This window comes from Mycobacterium sp. E3247, assembly GCF_001667785.1.
Lineage (GTDB): Bacteria > Actinomycetota > Actinomycetes > Mycobacteriales > Mycobacteriaceae > Mycobacterium.
Genome location: NZ_LZJG01000266.1, coordinates 1 through 15,760, shown reverse-complemented (window position 1 = coordinate 15,760; position 15,760 = coordinate 1). Strand labels below are relative to the sequence as shown.

Genomic DNA, 15,760 nt, shown 5'->3' with positions numbered 1-15,760 from the left:
TCGGGGAGGCCCGGTCATGACGAGTCCAACATCGCAGCAGCTGGCGGACATCTACCGCATGGCGTCATTAATCAAGATGACCGATGAGAAGATCCGCGGACTGTTGATGTCCGGCGAACTGGCGCTTTCGTATTACTCGCCGCGTGGTCAGGAGATCGTCGCCGCAGCGACGGCGCAGTCGCTACGACCAGAGGACTACGTTGTCACCATCTACAGGGGAATCCACGATCAGATCGCCAAGGGTGTTCCGCTTCGGCCGCTCATCGCCGAGTTCTTCGGCAAGGTCGACGGTGCCTGTAAGGGCAAGGGCGGCCCCATGCACGTTACCTATCCTCAGTCGGGTGTCATGCTCACGACCGGCGTCGTGGGCAGCGGTCTGCCAATCGCCAACGGTTTGGCGTTGGCGGCACAGCTGCGTGGGGAGTCCCGCGTTGTAGTCAGCAACTTCGGCGACGGCGCAAGCAACATCGGAGCCTTCCACGAGGCACTGAATCTCGCCGCACTGTGGAAACTGCCCGTCATCTTCCTCTGTCAGAACAATGAATACGCAGAGCACACGCGCTTCGCCAACGGCACCAGCTGCGCCAACGTGGCTGACCGGGCGGACGCTTACGGGATACCCGGCGTGATCGTGGACGGCAACGACCCGGACACGATGTTCGCCGTCGCGGCAGAGGCCACCGCGCGCGCCCGCGCCGGTGGTGGCCCGACTCTGTTGGAGGCCAAGACATTCCGCTTCATGGGTCACTTCTTCGGTGACGACGGAGGCTACATCCCGCAGGATGAGTATGCGCTGCGACTCGCCGCCGATCCGGTTCCGGCGTTGCGAGCAAGACTCGTCGATCGAGGTTGCGCCACCGAGGAAGTGCTCGACGCGATCGATGCGGAGAACGGCCGCCTCATCGATGATGCGATTGAATTCGCCCGCGGCAGCGAATACCCCTGTGAAGCCGAACTCGGCCGCGACGTCTACGCGCAGGAGATTCTGGTATGAGCAGCGCCGAAATCACCTTCGCCCAGGCGTCCAACATGGCCATGGACGAGGCGCTTGCGGCAGACGATTCGGTGTTTATCCTTGGCGAGGATGTCGCCGACCGGGAGGGCGGCGGTGTCGCCAAGGTGACCGCGGGGTTGTCGACCAAGTACGGCGATCAGCGGGTCCGTAGCACGCCGATCAGCGAGCAGGCTATAGCCGGTGCCGCCGTCGGTGCGGCGATCGCGGGCATGCGACCAGTGGCCGAGATCATGCTGGCCAACTTCCTGTCGGTGGCGATGGACCAGATCGTCAACCACGCCGCCAAGATCAGGTTCATGTCGGGCGGACAGACGGGCGTACCACTGACTATCAGGACGATGAGCGGCGCCGGAATGGGTTCGGGCGGACAGCATTCCGATATGCCCGAGGCGTGGTTCGCTCATGTCCCGGGTCTCAAGGTCGTCACAGGGTCGACACCGGCGGAAGTCAAGGGCTTGCTGCTCTCCTGCATCTTCGACGATGACCCTTGCATCTTTCTCGAGTGCATGCCGACGTATTGGGACAAGGGGACTGCTCCGGAACCCGGTTTTCGCATTCCACTGGGCACCGCAAGGATCGCGCGCGCGGGGGCCGATGTCTCGGTCATCACCTACGGTCGCCCGGTCGCACAGGCGCTGGCGCTTGCCGACAGGCTGGCTGCGGAGAGAATCGGCGTCGAAGTCATTGACTTGCGCACTGTTTCGCCGTTCGACTCCGAAACAGTGTTGCGTTCGGTCGCCAAGACCGGTCGGGCGGTGATCGTACATGAAGCGGTCGAGCAGTTCAGCGTGGGCGCAGGCATCTCGGCAGTCATCTCCGAGGAGTTGCACGGCGATCTGCGTGCGCCAGTGGCCCGTGTGGGATCACGCAACTGTCCGGTGCCCTTCAGTCGGCCCCTGGAGCAGGCATTCCTGTACAGCGACGACCGTATCGAGGCCGCAGTACGAAAGGTGCTGTAAGACATGCCATTTGTCTATAAGATCAAGATTCCTAAATTGGGTATGGCGGTCGAGGCGGCGACTCTGTCAGCGTGGCTTGTCGAGGACGGACAGACGATCGCCGCCGGAGAACCGCTGTACGTCGCGGCCACTGACAAGGTCGACCAGGAGATCACCTCTCCGGTGTCGGGTGTCGTCAAGCTGATCGGAGTGGTTGAGGAAAACTATCCGGCAGGGACGTTGATAGCGGAGATCACGGCCCAATGACCATCGGCGACCAGCAGTGGGATGTCATCACCGACTGCGTCATAGTCGGCAGCGGCGGGGGGTCGATGTGTGCGGCTTTGGCCGTGGCCGACGCCGGATGCCAGGCACTTGTCGTGGAGAAAGCCGCCGTCGTCGGAGGGTCGACCGCAATGTCGGGTGGGGTTCTGTGGTTACCTGACAATCCCGTGTCGCGCCGCGTCGGCGTCGAGGACTGCCGCGAGGACGCCCGACGCTACTTTGCCTCGGTCGTAGGTGACGAGGGTCCTGCCACTTCGTCGCAACGGCGGGAGTCGTTTCTGGACGGGATTGAGCCGATGATCGCGTTTCTGAAGCGAAAGGGAATTCCATTCCGGCACTGCGAGGGGTACCCGGACTACTACGACGAGCGGCCAGGCGGAAAGCAACGGGGCCGGTCCATTGAGACCGATCTCTTCGACACCGGGCTATTAGGACCTTGGGAATCGAAACTGCGAGTGCCAGAGAGAATTCCACCGATCCCGATGTTCACCGGCGAGGTCGCGGCGGCGACTCTCGGCGGACGCACCGTCGGATCGGTGCGGACCATCGCGAACGTCGCCGGGCGCGCGCTCCGCGCGTTGGCCACAAAGCGCACCATGCGCGGCTCGGGTGCGGCATTGCAGGGCTGGATGCTGCTGGCCGCGTTGCGCCACGACATCCCGGTATGGACAAACACCCCGATGGTCGATCTGATCGTCGATGACGGCGCGGTGCTGGGGGTTCTTGTCGAACGCGACGGCAGGCGGCTGCGAATCCGGGCACGTGCGGGTGTGCTGCTCAACTCCGGAGGCTTCTCGCACAATGCGGCGATGCGGTCCCAGTACGGTAAGCAACCCGCGTCGACGAAATGGACCGCGGCCAACCCGGGCGATACCGGTGAGGTGCTAGAGGCTGCGATCCGTCATGGTGCCGCAACCGATCTCATGGACGAAGCGTGGTGGATGCCGGTGACGTTGCCACCGCCCGCCGACGATCCGCTGTTCCTGATGTACGAACGGTCGAAACCGCACGGCGTCCTGGTCGACGGCACAGGTCAGCGATACGTGAACGAGGCCTGCTCCTACATGGAGGTCGGTCGGGCGATGTTCGAGCGACACCGCTCGGGGCAGGCGGTGCCCAGCTGGTGGATCATGGACAGCCGGCATCGCCGCCGTTACATGTGGGGCTTCAACCCGATCCGCGGACACACGCCACGCAAGTGGCTGGCGAGTGGCTACATGCTCGCGGCCGACAATATCGCTGGGCTCGCGACACGGTGCGGATTACCCGCCGAGGCGCTGGAACATACGCTGGAACGTTTCAACGCGTCCGCGACTACGGGAAAGGATCCCGATTTCGGCAAGGGGGAACGGGCTTACGACCGCTACTACGGCGATCCGCGCACAAAACCGAACCCGTGCGTGGGTCCGGTGGACAAGCCGCCGTTCTACGCCGTCCGTGTCTATCCCGGCGACGTGGGGACGTGCGGAGGGATGCTGACCGACGAGCACGCCCGTGTGCTTCGGCGGGACGGAGACCCGATCGTGGGGTTGTACGCGACTGGTAATTGCACCGCACCGGTGGTCGGACGCAGCTATCCGGGTGCGGGAGCCAGCATCGGTGTCTCGTTCGTCTTCGGCTGGCTGGCAGCCGAGCACATGCTGGCGGCTCGTACGTCCGCGCTGTCGGGGCAGGACGCGGTGAACGTGGACACAGCGAGGTGACCAGAATTCGGGACAACTGAGGTTTTGTATGCAACGCCAGTTGTCGGCGCCGCCGGCCGCGAGTTCGTGGTTCTCCAGCTGCAGGAAGATCGGCAGCATCTCCGCCCAGCCCCACCCGGGCCTACCGAGGGCGGCGATGGCGTGGAGGACAACCGCGTTGCCGCGGTTGTCCTCCATTTCGATAATCGAACTGGACCCACCCAGCAACAGGCCGCGCGTCCACTGCTCAACGAGCCGAGAAGAGCCGACCGGCCGTACCGGGAAGTGCCACGCCAGTGTGGATGGTCGACGAGCTTACCGAGCCCCTTCGGTATGCGCGCACCAAAGGTTGCCATCCGCTTCGATCAGCAGACGCGATTGGGGGTCGACGTTGAGCCGATTGGCCAGTACACAACCCGCCAACACGCGCCCACGACGATGTAGTTGAAGTCGCTCACCGGTCACTCCTTCGCAACGTGCCGCTGCCGTCCGCGCTCCAAGTTGGGCAACGATTAGCCCAACCAATTCAACGGACTTCGCCGCCGAGCTCGGGTGTGCCGCCATGAACTGGAATCCGTTGTCCAAAACGAGGGCTGAGGCGGGCCGCCGTGACATTTGGCGATCCTACCAACGCATTAGCGCGATGAATCAGATGTTCATCAGGCCGTCATCCGGCTGTGTACGTCGCATCGACAGTGATGGCCACCCTCCCGTCGGGACCGAGTAGTTCGGCGCGTGCGACGGCGAGGCGTCGGCCGCGGTGCAGCACGATGACGCGGCAGTCGATCTCGCCACTCGACACCGGAATGCCCCGGAGAAACACCGCGCGAAGGTCGGCTAAGCAGAGGTCGGTTGATCCACCGGTGCCAAGCGCGAGGTCGATCGCCCGTCCGCCCATCATCGCACCTATCCCGCCGTGGATGATTTTATATGCGTTCGCCAGGTCCGTCGACGCACCGAAGCTCACGTCGGCACCATCTGCAGTTGTGCGCCTCACCCGCGTCTGAAGCAGCGCGTCGACGTCTTCGAATTCAGGAACCGGTGATGAGCTGATGTGAGTGGTAATCGATTGGTCCTGGGCGGAGACCAACATCGCCCCCAACGTCGCATATCCGAGCACGTTGTCGTTCTCGTCTGTAATGGTCGACTCCGCGAGACCGAATGTTCCTCGGATGCGGCGCAACCCGGCGCTGCACCTCAACATAGTCAGATGACCCGGAACCGGTCCCGTCAGTTCGAGGTGCAAGTGCGTGGTGAGCATTGCAGGGTGGTCACTGTCGATCACCGCCACGCCCAGACCCCAGTCGGCGAGTATCGCCAAAGCCCCGGGGATCAGCGCTCCCCGCGAATCACGCATCGCGCTGGAAACTGCCATGTGCCCGACCACCCGACCGTCGATCGCGACCGGATCATCGAGCCCGGCGACGGCGCGCACCGGGATGTGGGGCATAACGATTCGCCGGCTCAGCATAGCTGGCGGGGTTGGTTTCCTGTCCGACGAAAACCGCGCCATTACCGGGGGTCCCACATGTCTTAGTCCTCTGCGAACGTGGTGCCGGAGACGGTCTCCCGCACCAGACCCTGGTGCACAGGCATCGACGGATAGATGAGATGGGAGAACCGCGTCAGCGCCTCATCGCGTGCCCTCACGGCGCGACCCCACCCACCGTCGGCGATGACGAACCCCGTCACGACGCGACCCTCAGACCTGCGCCATGAGTGTCGGGTCTGGCCGCCGCCATGGAGGAGAAGTATCAGCCCCTTCGTTGTGTGGCTGGATGCTGACCAGTGATCGCCGCGGATAATGCCTGCGGTGCCACGGAATTGGATTGGCGTTGGCTTCATGGTGGTACTCCGTTTTCACAGGTGCGGAAGGTGGTCCGGTCAGATCAAAATCCCATCGCGCGTCCCATGAGGTCCTTCATGATCTCCGTGGTGCCGGCGTAGAGTCGCTGGACACGCGAATCGCGCCACAGGCGTGCGATTTCGTATTCGTTGATATATCCGTAGCCGCCATGCAATTGGAGGCAGCGGTCGATAATTTCCCACTGCACTTCGGACGTCCACCACTTCAATCCGGCCGCGTCCTCATCGGTGAGGGTTCCGTCGTTGGCCGACAGCACGCACTGATCGAGATAGCACTGAGCGCTGTCGAGTTTGGTACCGTGTTTACCAGCTGCGCGCCAGGCCTCCCGACTGGCCTTACCCTCGCGCTCCCACTTGTCGGCGTTGGGCGCGCATTCGATGTCGAAGTAAGCTCGTGCGGTCTGGCGGAACTGGTCGTGAATCGGGGCGAAGATATTGCGGCGCATAGATTTTATTCTCCTACTTGGCTGAGGTTGCAGGGCTGATGGTGTCGTCGTGACCCGTGTGCTAGTTGGGCTACCGGGCCGACATCACGCCTTGGGCCTTCACGGGAGTGAATCGACACGTGCCGTCAACGCGATGGGATCACCACTGCACCGCGGCCGGGTGTGCTGTAGAACTGAGACAGTCCGACCTTCGGTTGTTCGCACATGGCGGTGTCAGGCTGCGCCGCGCAATTTTTGCACAAGCTCATGGAACTGCCGCAGGCCTGATGCGCCTACCGGCTCACTATTGGCAAGCAAGCCGCCCATCTCCAGCGCCGACCGATCGGGGTAGTGGCCGAATCGATACAGGCCAACGCCAACGATAGCCATCTCCGCTGTGGTGCCCATCGAGGTCCTTCCCGTGGTAATGCTCCATTGCCGCCGCGCCAGCGATCACATTTGGAATGAATAATATAGCTGATTCACCGATCTCGACGAACTTACTCGCTGGTGCTCAAGCGGGCGCCAAGGCGTACGTTTGCAGAACATGGCTGTCGGCTCGCCTGTCGATTCCGCTTCGGGTGATTGGCAACTCCGTGGGGCGGATCCCGTTGCGCCCCATCGTGGCTCCTGAATGGTACACCGTATCTATACACCGTATAGTTGTGCGTTAGGATGCATTTGTTAACTCTCTTCGGACGACATCGGGCAACCAGCTATGAATGCTGTTTCACTATCCACGTTTTATGACGGAGGCTGCATGGAAGGGTTGATGTGACGGAATTTGCCCAGGGCTCGTCTGCGAGTCGCGACGCCGGTAGCCTCGTGGTCGAAGCGCCAGCCGACGGACCGCACGTGCCGCAACATTCCAGGTCCATCGACGTCGGCGTTTACTTCGACCTTCGTAATCCGGCGCGGTGGCGCAAGGACCCCGCGTATCTGTACCGATTCACAATCGAGGCGTGCGAGGAAGCCGAGCGATTGGGCGCCGCATCGGCCTGGTTCACCGAACACCACCTCTTCGACGACGACTACATGTCCAATCCGCTCACGTTTGCCGCCGCCGTCGCGGCCAGGACAACGCGGATCCGCCTCGGTATCGGGATCGTGATCACCCCACTGCACCATCCCGTGGAGATCGCCGAGCAGTCCGCCTGCGTGGATCTAAGATCTGGCGGGCGTCTCGATCTGGGTCTCGGAGCAGGCTACCGCGTACCTGAATTCGACCTCTTCGACACGAATCTGAAGAACCGCTTCGCGCGCACCGACGACACAGCACGCAGGTTGCGTGAGCTATGGGCGCCCGGCGGGGTGACACCGGCACCGGTACAACCTCAGCTCCCTATCTGGATGGGATACCAGGGCCCGCAGGGCGCCCGGCGCGCCGGCTTGCTGGGAGAGCGGCTCCTATCGGCCGACGGCGCGTTGTGGGAGGAGTACCGCGCCGGCCTCATCGAAGGCGGCCACCCCGTCAGCGCTGGTGTGATGGGCGGTGCTATCCAAGGCTGGGTCAGCGACGATCCGGAGCGAGATTGGCCCATGGTGTCCGAGCATCTCAGTCACCAGTTCGACACCTACCGCCGCCACAGTGTCGAAGGGACGGGACGGGACGTACCCAAGCCGGTCGACCTGAACCGCATTATGAATAAGGAAGGCCCAGCAGGGCCGTTGGGCTCATTTCTTTATAGCACACCGGAATTCGTCGCCGAGCGTGTTCGCGCGTCGATCGGCGATGCCCCCGTGAAGACGGTGTTCTTGTGGGCGTCAATCGGCGGAATGGACGAGAAGCCGGTGATACGCAACATCGAAACCATCTGCAACCGGGTGGCGCCGCTGCTGGCGGCCGCTGACTCGTCGACGTCCTGAATCTGGGCACACGTGCGCCGAAGCTTCTCTGGCACACGCCACCAAGCTGCTCAGACGTTACAGCGTAAGGTTGTCAAGCCGACATTTTGTGCGGTGGACCGAAGAGGAGTTCTATCGATGGTGATCAGTGACGACGAATTGGTCGAGCGTTTCCCCGGCGAGCCCGTCACGCATGACAATGCGGAGCACTACCGCGGGCGCTTGCGCCGAGAGCTCCTGATTAATCGCTGCCAAGACTGCGGGCGGTGGCATGCGCCGCCCAAGCCGGTGTGCCCGGATTGCTGGTCGTCTGACCTGCGGTCGACTCCCGTTGTCGGGGGCGGAGAGATCTTCATGGCGATATTCCTTCACCAGGGCTCACCCGCGCCGGGTGTGGACTATTCGACGCCCTACCCGGTCGTGACGATCGAGTTGGACGAGCAACGCGGTCTACGGTTCACCTCCACGGTCGTCGGTGCGCCCAACGACGCGATCCGAATCGGTGCGCGCGTGAACCTAGCGTGGATCGACCGTCATGGGTCGCCGATGCCTGTCTTCGAGTTGAGCGACACCGGATCATGAGCGGAAAGCCCATTAACTCGATGAAGGATCACGTCGCGATTGCGGGCGCGGCTACGACCGGTTTTGTGGCCGCGAATTCGGGTCGCAGCCAGACGTCACTGGCGGCACAAGCCGCCATCGAGGTCATTCGGGCTTGTGGCCTGACCAAGGACGAGATCGATGGCCTATGTGGCAGTTGGCCATCGGCTAATGAACTGCAATCGGTGCTGGGCCTGCCGCGGCTCACGTGGTCGGGAAATCCGATGATTCCCCTTGTCGACCATGTCGCCACCGCCGCCGCCGCCGTCTATTCCGGCCTGTGCGAAACCGTACTGGTTTATCACGCGGCTTATCGCGCGATGTGGAACAGCGGCGGGGCATGGAAGGATCCGTTTCGGCGCATCGCGACTTCGGGACTCGGCGATCCGAAACCGGGTCCCGAGACGATGGCGGGTGCCGTCGGATACACCGGCTGGGCTTCTCGGTACATTTACGAATACGATGTGCCGCGTGAGGATTTCGGGCTTGTCGCCCTCAACGCTCGTGCTAACGCGGCGCGCAATCCCGCTGCGGCGATGCGTGATCCGCTCACGATGGATGAGTACCTCGGGGCGAGGCTGATTCGCGAGCCGTTGTGTCTCTACGATATGGATCCTGCCGTCGACGGTGGTGACGCTTTCATTGTCACCACCACCGAACGTGCCCGTGATCTGGCATTGCCGGCGGTGCTAATTAATGCTGCCGTACTCGGGCAGGTCGCGCCCAACGAGGAGGACCAGACCCTGAGCCTGAGGCACAATGGCCAGCACGTCGTGGTGAACACCCTGAAAGCGAAAAGTGACTTCTGGATTGACGACATCGACGTCTACTTTCCCTACGACGGCTTCACCCCGATCACTTTGAACTGGATGGAGAATGTCGGCTGGTGTAAACCGGGAGAGGCGGGCAATTTCCTACGTCAGCACTGGGACGCGGCCGAGGGCCGAGTGCTGATCAATGGCAAGATTCCCGTCAACCCCCACGGCGGATCGCTCTCGGAGGGGGCGACTCAAGCATCAGGGCACATTCGTGAGGCAGTTCATCAGCTGCAGGGGTTGGCAGGGGAGCGCCAAGTGCCGAATGCGCGGCGGGCGTTGATCACTGCAGGCGGGTTCTTCTTCAACGCACAGGGGCTTGCGCTGCACACCGACTGACTTCGTCGACGGTCAACACAGGCTAACTGTGGATCGGCCGCGCGTATCGCCAGACTAGGACCGACCGGGGTTTCCCCGCCAATCGAAGAATCCCCGGTATGTCTAGATTGGGTGGCGTGGACCTTCGAACGCTGGTGCGGGATGGTGTCCGCTCTCCGGGTGCCCCGCTCGGGGCTGGCGGGTTGGTGATTGCGGCATGAGCCTCGAGCGGCATCGCAATGCAAAGCGCGTCCGGCGAACGGGCGACGAAGTACGGGCGCGGTTGCTCCAGGCAGGCCTAGAGGTTTTCGCTGAACGCGGCTACGCCGGGGCGTCGACCAAGGAGATATCGCGTCGGGCAAAAGTCGCAGAGGTTTTGTTGTTTCGCCACTTCGGAAATAAGGACGGGCTTTTCGAGGAGGCTGTGCTTGCCCCGTTCCAGCAGTTCGTTGATGCATACCTCTCCAAGTGGGAGGAGCACCGCCAAGTGGCTGAGCAGCCGTTAGAGGACAGGGTGCGTGAATATGTGGACTTACTTTACAGATTCTTCGAGCAGAATCGCCAACTCTTCGATGCGCTATTGGCGGCCAGAGCTCATCGCCCTGCGGTCGCTTCGCGCCTCGATGAGTTGTTCGCGCGATTGCAGAAACGGACGTTCGAAGCGACGATAGTGTTCGGCTTACCCATGAGGAACCCCGCGCTCACCACCCGGCTGAGCTTCGGACTGGTTATGTCAGCTGCATTGCACGCCGACATGCTGTTCCCATCACCGTCACATGCGGATCAAACGCGTGAGCAGGTGGTCGACCAGTTATGCGGCTACATGCTGGAAGGGGCGCAATCCGAGACAGAGACCGGGTGACATGGTGTTCGACGGTCTCCGGCATCAGATCCTTGCCTCCGCTGTGATGGGTAGGTCTAGAGGTTGGGAGTCGGACGAGCAGGTGAATGGTTGACGAACTGCGAGGTCGACCTGATAGTCGGATATGGCTGGCGCCTCGGTGCCACTGACGCCACATGGAGGCGAATTGGCTAGCACGCCATCGACGCGCCCGGTCCGCCACCGCCGATCGGGCGCCGAAGTGCGTGAACTGTTGGCCACGGCCGCGCGTGAAGCCTTTGCCGAAAAGGGTTACGCGGGGACATCGACGAAGGACATAGCGATTCGAGCCGGGGTGGCCGAGGTCCTAATATTCCGCTATTTCGGCACCAAAGCGGGACTCTTCGACGGGGCGGTTCTCGATACCTTCGAACAGTTCATTGACCAGTACGCCGTCCGCTGGTCAGAACGCGGTGCCCGCGGCGAGTCGGTCGAGGATATTGCTCGCGAGTACATCGCGATGCTCTACGCCTTCTTCGAAGAAAATCGCGCACTGCTAGTCGCCTTACTGTCAGCGAAGGCGCACCATCCGAGCACGGCCTTACGGCTCAATGAGTTGTTCGCGCGTCTGGAAAACATAGTTCGGGAGGCCACGCGCGAATATGGCATTCCAAGCCGGGATGCCGCAACGACGGTGAGACTTACTTTTGGCATGGTGTTGTCGACCGTCATTCATGCGGATGTTCTCTTCGCGGGCGGCCCAAGACTCAGCGAGCGACGGCTCGTGGATGAACTCACCGCCTACACCCTGCAGGGAATCTCAGATTCATCCTAGCGTTCATCACCAGATGCCAGTTCCGCAACGGAACTACGCGTGCCTCCGAAGCTGTCAGGCGGAGGGCAAGGATCGCCTGATCTTGAACGACCGCCCGGAGCGTCGGGTTGCGCTCAGACGAGTGTGGTCGAACTGGGGGATTACCACATAGATTCCTCACCGACGGTTTGCTCTTCGCCCGGTGGGATATGTCGGTATCCCGAGATACTCGTGAAGAACACGGTGGAAGTTCGAGATAGGTTTTTCCTGCACTGGATTCGTCCGGGCGCCCACAAAACCTCGTGACTTCATTCCCCGTTGGACCTCACCGAGATTCTGGAAGTCCTGAGGCAGAATTCCGCCCCAATCATCGTGCTCGCGCCAATCTCTGAAGAACTGTCGCTCCAGTGGCGGCTCACCACCCGGGCGATAGCGAGCCAGTGACCAGACATCGAACACACACGAATCAGGGTCATCGCCGTTGGGACGCGCCCGATACCATAGGGCCCCGTCCATATAGGGCAACACGATGAGATTCGGGAATATATGCCAGTCCATTCCAGCGCGAACAATGTTCTCGAAGGTTAAGCCGTCCGGCCACCCGGCGCCGCTTTCCAGCGCTGCCTCGCGCTGAAAGGTCATCAGCTTCATCATGACGGTCATCGGTTCCTCGTCGGCGGGAACATCGGTCAACAACCGCTTGGCGGCCTCGTAATCGCGGGTGGTGTAGATGGCTCGAAGGTCTCGCTCCATGAGCTCGAGAAATCCGAAGAGCCCGTGGCGCAGATCCTTCGGCACTTCGCCACCCAACCGGCGCGACGGGAAACCCAGCGGTCTATTGTCCGGGGGGTAGGTGAACATCCCGTGCTTGCCGAACGCTTCGCCGACCGTCCAGTCATCGGCGAAGCGCAACAGCTGAGGATGCGTCGCTGAGACGTGATAGCCCTCGTTGAACGCCTCTAGCACCGTTTTCCAATTGCACGGTAGAACAACCGTTTTGTACCAGCGATACCGCAATTTTTCGAACTCGAAACCGTCAAAGATTTCCGGTACCGGTGACAGGTAATCCCGCAACGGCTCGGGGGACCTTTCCATCGTGACGAACACAAACCCGCCCCATGTCTCGACGTGGACTGTCTTCAGTCGAATGTCTTGATCCTGAAGGCTATCCCCGTAGTCGGCACGGTCGAGGACCTCACGCGGGCTGCCGTCCAGGTTCCACCGCCAGCCATGAAACCGGCAGTAGAAGTGTTTGGCATTCCCGCATCCCTCGGTGAGGCGACGGCCTCGGTGCTGGCATACGTTGTAGTAGGCCCGAACCGTCCCCTCATCGATTCGGATGACGACGATCGACTCGTCGCCGATCTCGTAGCTCACGTAGTCGCCCGCGTTCGGAATCTCCTCCTCGCGGCAGGCAACCTGCCACACCTGCGGCCACAACCGTTGCTTCTCCAGGTCGACGAAGTTCTTCTCGTAATAGGGTTCCTTCGGCACGAAGTCGTCGCGCACCCGGCCGTTGTCGGAATTGCTGCCCGTAACGAGGTAGTCGCCGTTGGCGGCCTGTTGCGTTAGATCGGTCACTGCGCGCCTGCCCTCACCGTAACGTCGCCATTAGTTAGTGATCGCTATATACTCACTCGAATGAGGTCGCCTGTCAACGATTGCCAAGAATCCTTTGACCTATCGAATCTTCGCTACGGTGGGCCTTGCCATGAGCGGTTGGGAATCCACGCAGAAGCAGCTGACAAATGACTGAGGCCACGACGGCAGGCGCCGCCAAAGGGCCTGCCCTCGGCGCGCTCCCACAGCCTGGCCAGTCGTACGTGCGTGCCACCGACTCGGTCGCCCTGTCCGAGGAAACCATTGATCAGGCACTCGCTCGCCTAGCCCGCGACTGCGGCCAGGATCCGGCATTGCGCTGGCTCGACGAGACAGGTCCCCATACCATGTCATGGGCCGAGGTGCATTCGCGTGCCTGCGCGGCCGCCGCTACCTTCCTTGAACTGAATCCACGGCGTGCGCGGACCGCTATCGTCGCGCCGAATTCGGTCGACTGGATCGTCGCGATGTTCGGATGCGCGATCGCGCGAATGACCGTCGTCCCAATCAGCCCGTCATCAGCTGACGCTGAAGTTGCCCACATGCTTTCGCTCTCGCGGGCGGGACTCGTCTTGGCTTCGAAGCGCTTCGGCGATCGCGAGGTGCTACAAAGGATCGGGCGCGTCGCCGAGACGATTTCAGTCCGCCCGGTGGTGCACGACATCGCTGACTACGACGCGGCGTCGTGGAAGTCCACATCGTACGTCGGCGGGCGTACCGGGGCGGATGAGTTTCTTGTGCAGTTCACATCGGGCACCACCGGGCTACCCAAGGCCGCTGTCCTGTCACATCAAGCGGTGCTGAATACGGCGCGGCTGTTTGTCGATGCAGTTGGGCTCCAGCCCGGTGACATTTTCCTGAATCCACTGCCCTTGCATCATGTCGGCGGCAGCGTGACTGGTCTGCTGTTGGCCTCGGCTGTCGCTGGCACGTACGTAATCATCGAGCGCTTCGATAGCGTCAGTGCCTTGCGCGCGATCCGTGAATTCGCGCCGGCGGCGATAGGATCAGTGCCCACCATGCTGGCCGACATACTCGCCCTGCCGGATGTCTCGCCATCTGACTTCGCGTCCGTGCGCATCGTGATGACTGGTGCAACAGCGGTCGACTCCGGGCTTATCGAGGAGATGGAGCGTCGTCTAAATGTGAAGTTCGTGGTGAGTTATGGCCAAAGTGAGGCCCCTGGCATGGTGACGAGCGCGCCCTCGGACCCGATTGAACTGCGACTTCGGACGCTTGGACACTGTGTGCCGGGCCGCGATTACTACATCTGCGACCCCAACGGTTCACTTCTGGCAACAGGGATGGTTGGCGAATTGTGTGTCCGCGGCCCGCTCACGATGTCTGGTTACCTGAGGGACGACGGTGCCCTTGAGCCTGCGACCGATGACGCCGGTTGGATGCACACCGGTGATCTCTGTTCGATGGATGACCACGGCATCGTGACGTTTCGCGGGAGGATTCGAGATGTGATCATCCGTGGAGGCGAAAATGTCTACCCCGCCGAGGTCGAACATGTCATCACGGCCCACCCATCGGTTGCCGAAGCGGCAGTCTTCGGAGTGCCCGACACCCGACTGGGGGAGCGAGTCGTTGCTGTGGTGCTGCCCGCCGCCGGCGCGACTGTTGACGTAGACGACCTCAGCACGTTCGTCGCGAAGCGGCTGAGCCGCTACAAACGGCCCGTCGAGTGGATGATCGCTGCGACGCTGCCGCGGACGAGCACAGGCAAAGTTCTCAAACATCAATTACAGCAGTGGTACGAGGCAGGCAGTATCACAAATTATTGCCGCGGCCGCGACTCGTTGTGAAATATGGCTAACACCAGCGACTTTCGGCATTCCTCCGCGACGGCTATCTGCAGATCGTCGATCGAGAGAAGGACATCAGCGCCGACCTTCGCGTGGACTTGAATTACCGGCAGTCCGCGAGGATCGAAAGACGGTCAATTCGTCGCTGCGAAGTTCTCAACGAATGGATTGACCGCCGGTGTTCATCCGCTGCAGCCGCTGGTTGGTGCGTTGCAGCCATGCGTCGTAATCGGTGGCTTTGCGCAGGAATGACTCCCCGACGCGGGGGTGGGGTAGTGCTAAGAACTTTCCGGCCTGGGCGGCGTCAAGCGTCAGCCTGGCGCAGTCCTCAGGCTCGACCACGTCGCCAAGGGCAATGAGATCTTGTGTCGCCCCGATGCTTTCGTCGTCCTCGTTGCGGCCGAGCATTCCGGTGTTGACGGCGTTCGGGCACAGGCAGGTGACCTGGATGCCTCGGTGGGCATAGTTCAGGGCCAGCCATTCGGCGAACCCGAGGGCTCCGTGTTTACTCAGGGTATAGCCCATGAAGGATGGTCCGGTGATCAATGCCGCAGACGAGATGGTTTGAATGAGCCAGCCTTCGCCACGTTCCAACATGCCGGGAAGCACTTCCTGCGCAGCCCAGACGTGGGCGAGCAGGTTTACGTCGACGATTCGACGGATTTCCTCGGGCGACTCGGTCAGCCCGTCTCCGGTGTCGCTGAATCCTGCATTCGAGCAAAACACGGCGACCGGCCCGAAGATGTCTTCGGCACGGGCGACAAGGGCGGTGATGGAGTCAGGGGAGCCGACGTCGCTGCGCACGGCGATGCCTCCGACGCGGGTGGCGATCTTCTGCGCGCGTTCGCCGTTGAGGTCGGCGACGACGACCCTTGCGCCCCGCGCGGCGAGTTCTTCTGCTAGCGCTCGCCCGATTCCGTGACCGCC

At 62.0% G+C, this 15,760-nt stretch carries 15 protein-coding genes and 2 pseudogenes; 10 read left to right on the top strand and 7 right to left on the bottom strand.

The window, feature by feature from the left end:
* The first annotated feature begins 16 nt into the window (after positions 1 to 16).
* Genes A9X04_RS14890 through A9X04_RS14875 form a run of 4 tightly spaced genes read left to right on the top strand, consistent with a single transcriptional unit; the run spans position 17 to position 3,941 of the window.
* Positions 17 to 994, top strand: a complete 978-nt coding sequence (locus A9X04_RS14890; RefSeq protein ID WP_067921611.1) for a thiamine pyrophosphate-dependent dehydrogenase E1 component subunit alpha — start codon at positions 17 to 19, stop codon at positions 992 to 994.
* Complete coding sequence (locus tag A9X04_RS14885) at positions 991 to 1,974, top strand: alpha-ketoacid dehydrogenase subunit beta (RefSeq protein ID WP_067921608.1); 984 nt, start codon at positions 991 to 993, stop codon at positions 1,972 to 1,974. Before A9X04_RS14890 ends, A9X04_RS14885 begins: the two co-directional genes overlap by 4 nt.
* Before the next feature lie 3 nt (positions 1,975 to 1,977).
* Positions 1,978 to 2,220, top strand: a complete 243-nt coding sequence (locus A9X04_RS14880) for a lipoyl domain-containing protein (protein WP_067921605.1) — start codon at positions 1,978 to 1,980, stop codon at positions 2,218 to 2,220.
* Complete coding sequence (locus tag A9X04_RS14875) at positions 2,217 to 3,941, top strand: FAD-binding protein (RefSeq protein ID WP_067921603.1); 1,725 nt, start codon at positions 2,217 to 2,219, stop codon at positions 3,939 to 3,941. The genes A9X04_RS14880 and A9X04_RS14875 overlap by 4 nt, the downstream gene beginning before the upstream one ends.
* A 646-nt stretch (positions 3,942 to 4,587) precedes the next feature.
* On the opposite strand, the gene A9X04_RS14870 is transcribed toward A9X04_RS14875, so the two are convergent.
* From A9X04_RS14870 to A9X04_RS32325, 5 genes and pseudogenes are all read right to left on the bottom strand, one after another.
* Positions 4,588 to 5,370, bottom strand: a complete 783-nt coding sequence (locus A9X04_RS14870) for a hypothetical protein (protein ID WP_156764358.1) — start codon at positions 5,368 to 5,370, stop codon at positions 4,588 to 4,590.
* A gap of 83 nt (positions 5,371 to 5,453) precedes the next feature.
* Positions 5,454 to 5,612: a hypothetical protein gene (locus A9X04_RS30435; protein ID WP_156764357.1), complete on the bottom strand. Its 159-nt coding sequence runs from the start codon at positions 5,610 to 5,612 to the stop codon at positions 5,454 to 5,456.
* A 197-nt stretch (positions 5,613 to 5,809) separates the two neighbouring features.
* Positions 5,810 to 6,082: pseudogene (locus A9X04_RS31510) on the bottom strand (acyl-CoA dehydrogenase family protein); the annotation flags it as partial.
* 12 nt (positions 6,083 to 6,094) lie between these two features.
* Positions 6,095 to 6,232: pseudogene (locus A9X04_RS31505) on the bottom strand (acyl-CoA dehydrogenase family protein); the annotation flags it as partial.
* 213 nt (positions 6,233 to 6,445) lie between these two features.
* Positions 6,446 to 6,619: a hypothetical protein gene (locus A9X04_RS32325; RefSeq protein WP_156764356.1), complete on the bottom strand. Its 174-nt coding sequence runs from the start codon at positions 6,617 to 6,619 to the stop codon at positions 6,446 to 6,448.
* 366 nt (positions 6,620 to 6,985) lie between these two features.
* Here A9X04_RS32325 and A9X04_RS14860 point away from each other — a divergent pair, with 366 nt between their 5' ends.
* The 5 genes from A9X04_RS14860 (at position 6,986) to A9X04_RS14840 (ending at position 11,444) form a co-directional block, all read left to right on the top strand.
* Positions 6,986 to 8,077, top strand: a complete 1,092-nt coding sequence (locus tag A9X04_RS14860) for an LLM class flavin-dependent oxidoreductase (protein ID WP_231984152.1) — start codon at positions 6,986 to 6,988, stop codon at positions 8,075 to 8,077.
* Between the two features lie 117 nt (positions 8,078 to 8,194).
* A complete protein-coding gene (locus A9X04_RS14855) occupies positions 8,195 to 8,638 on the top strand; it encodes a Zn-ribbon domain-containing OB-fold protein (protein ID WP_067921590.1) in 444 nt (147 codons plus the stop codon).
* The gene (locus tag A9X04_RS14850) at positions 8,635 to 9,810 is read left to right on the top strand and encodes a thiolase family protein (RefSeq protein ID WP_067921587.1); all 1,176 of its coding nucleotides are present in this window, start codon (positions 8,635 to 8,637) and stop codon (positions 9,808 to 9,810) included. The genes A9X04_RS14855 and A9X04_RS14850 overlap by 4 nt, the downstream gene beginning before the upstream one ends.
* A gap of 196 nt (positions 9,811 to 10,006) precedes the next feature.
* Entirely contained in the window at positions 10,007 to 10,651 is a 645-nt protein-coding gene (locus A9X04_RS14845; protein WP_067921584.1) for a TetR/AcrR family transcriptional regulator, read from the top strand.
* A gap of 220 nt (positions 10,652 to 10,871) precedes the next feature.
* Positions 10,872 to 11,444, top strand: a complete 573-nt coding sequence (locus tag A9X04_RS14840; RefSeq protein ID WP_067921578.1) for a TetR/AcrR family transcriptional regulator — start codon at positions 10,872 to 10,874, stop codon at positions 11,442 to 11,444.
* Between the two features lie 156 nt (positions 11,445 to 11,600).
* Here the strand turns inward: A9X04_RS14840 and A9X04_RS14835 are convergent, their stop codons facing one another.
* Positions 11,601 to 13,004 carry an SRPBCC family protein gene (locus tag A9X04_RS14835; protein WP_082962323.1) on the bottom strand — a complete coding sequence of 468 codons (1,404 nt, stop codon included), beginning with the start codon at positions 13,002 to 13,004 and terminating at the stop codon, positions 11,601 to 11,603.
* Positions 13,005 to 13,171: 167 nt separating this feature from the next.
* Here A9X04_RS14835 and A9X04_RS14830 point away from each other — a divergent pair, with 167 nt between their 5' ends.
* Positions 13,172 to 14,833, top strand: coding sequence for a class I adenylate-forming enzyme family protein (locus tag A9X04_RS14830; RefSeq protein ID WP_082962324.1), 1,662 nt, complete (start codon positions 13,172 to 13,174; stop codon positions 14,831 to 14,833).
* Between the two features lie 156 nt (positions 14,834 to 14,989).
* Here the strand turns inward: A9X04_RS14830 and A9X04_RS14825 are convergent.
* Positions 14,990 to 15,760 (bottom strand): SDR family oxidoreductase (locus A9X04_RS14825; protein WP_067921576.1); only part of this gene is annotated, 771 nt, incomplete at its 5' end.

Excerpts from the sequence above, each read along its gene's own strand:
- A9X04_RS32325 (WP_156764356.1), bottom strand. The coding sequence starts at position 6,619 with ATGGGCACCACAGCGGAGATGGCTATCGTTGGCGTTGGCCTGTATCGA.
- A9X04_RS14855 (WP_067921590.1), top strand. The coding sequence starts at position 8,195 with ATGGTGATCAGTGACGACGAATTGGTCGAGCGTTTCCCCGGCGAGCCC.
- A9X04_RS14890 (WP_067921611.1), top strand. The coding sequence starts at position 17 with ATGACGAGTCCAACATCGCAGCAGCTGGCGGACATCTACCGCATGGCG.
- A9X04_RS14880 (WP_067921605.1), top strand. The coding sequence starts at position 1,978 with ATGCCATTTGTCTATAAGATCAAGATTCCTAAATTGGGTATGGCGGTC.
- A9X04_RS14830 (WP_082962324.1), top strand. The coding sequence starts at position 13,172 with ATGACTGAGGCCACGACGGCAGGCGCCGCCAAAGGGCCTGCCCTCGGC.
- A9X04_RS14845 (WP_067921584.1), top strand. The coding sequence starts at position 10,007 with ATGAGCCTCGAGCGGCATCGCAATGCAAAGCGCGTCCGGCGAACGGGC.
- A9X04_RS14875 (WP_067921603.1), top strand. The coding sequence starts at position 2,217 with ATGACCATCGGCGACCAGCAGTGGGATGTCATCACCGACTGCGTCATA.
- A9X04_RS14850 (WP_067921587.1), top strand. The coding sequence starts at position 8,635 with ATGAGCGGAAAGCCCATTAACTCGATGAAGGATCACGTCGCGATTGCG.
- A9X04_RS14870 (WP_156764358.1), bottom strand. The coding sequence starts at position 5,370 with ATGCCCCACATCCCGGTGCGCGCCGTCGCCGGGCTCGATGATCCGGTC.
- A9X04_RS14885 (WP_067921608.1), top strand. The coding sequence starts at position 991 with ATGAGCAGCGCCGAAATCACCTTCGCCCAGGCGTCCAACATGGCCATG.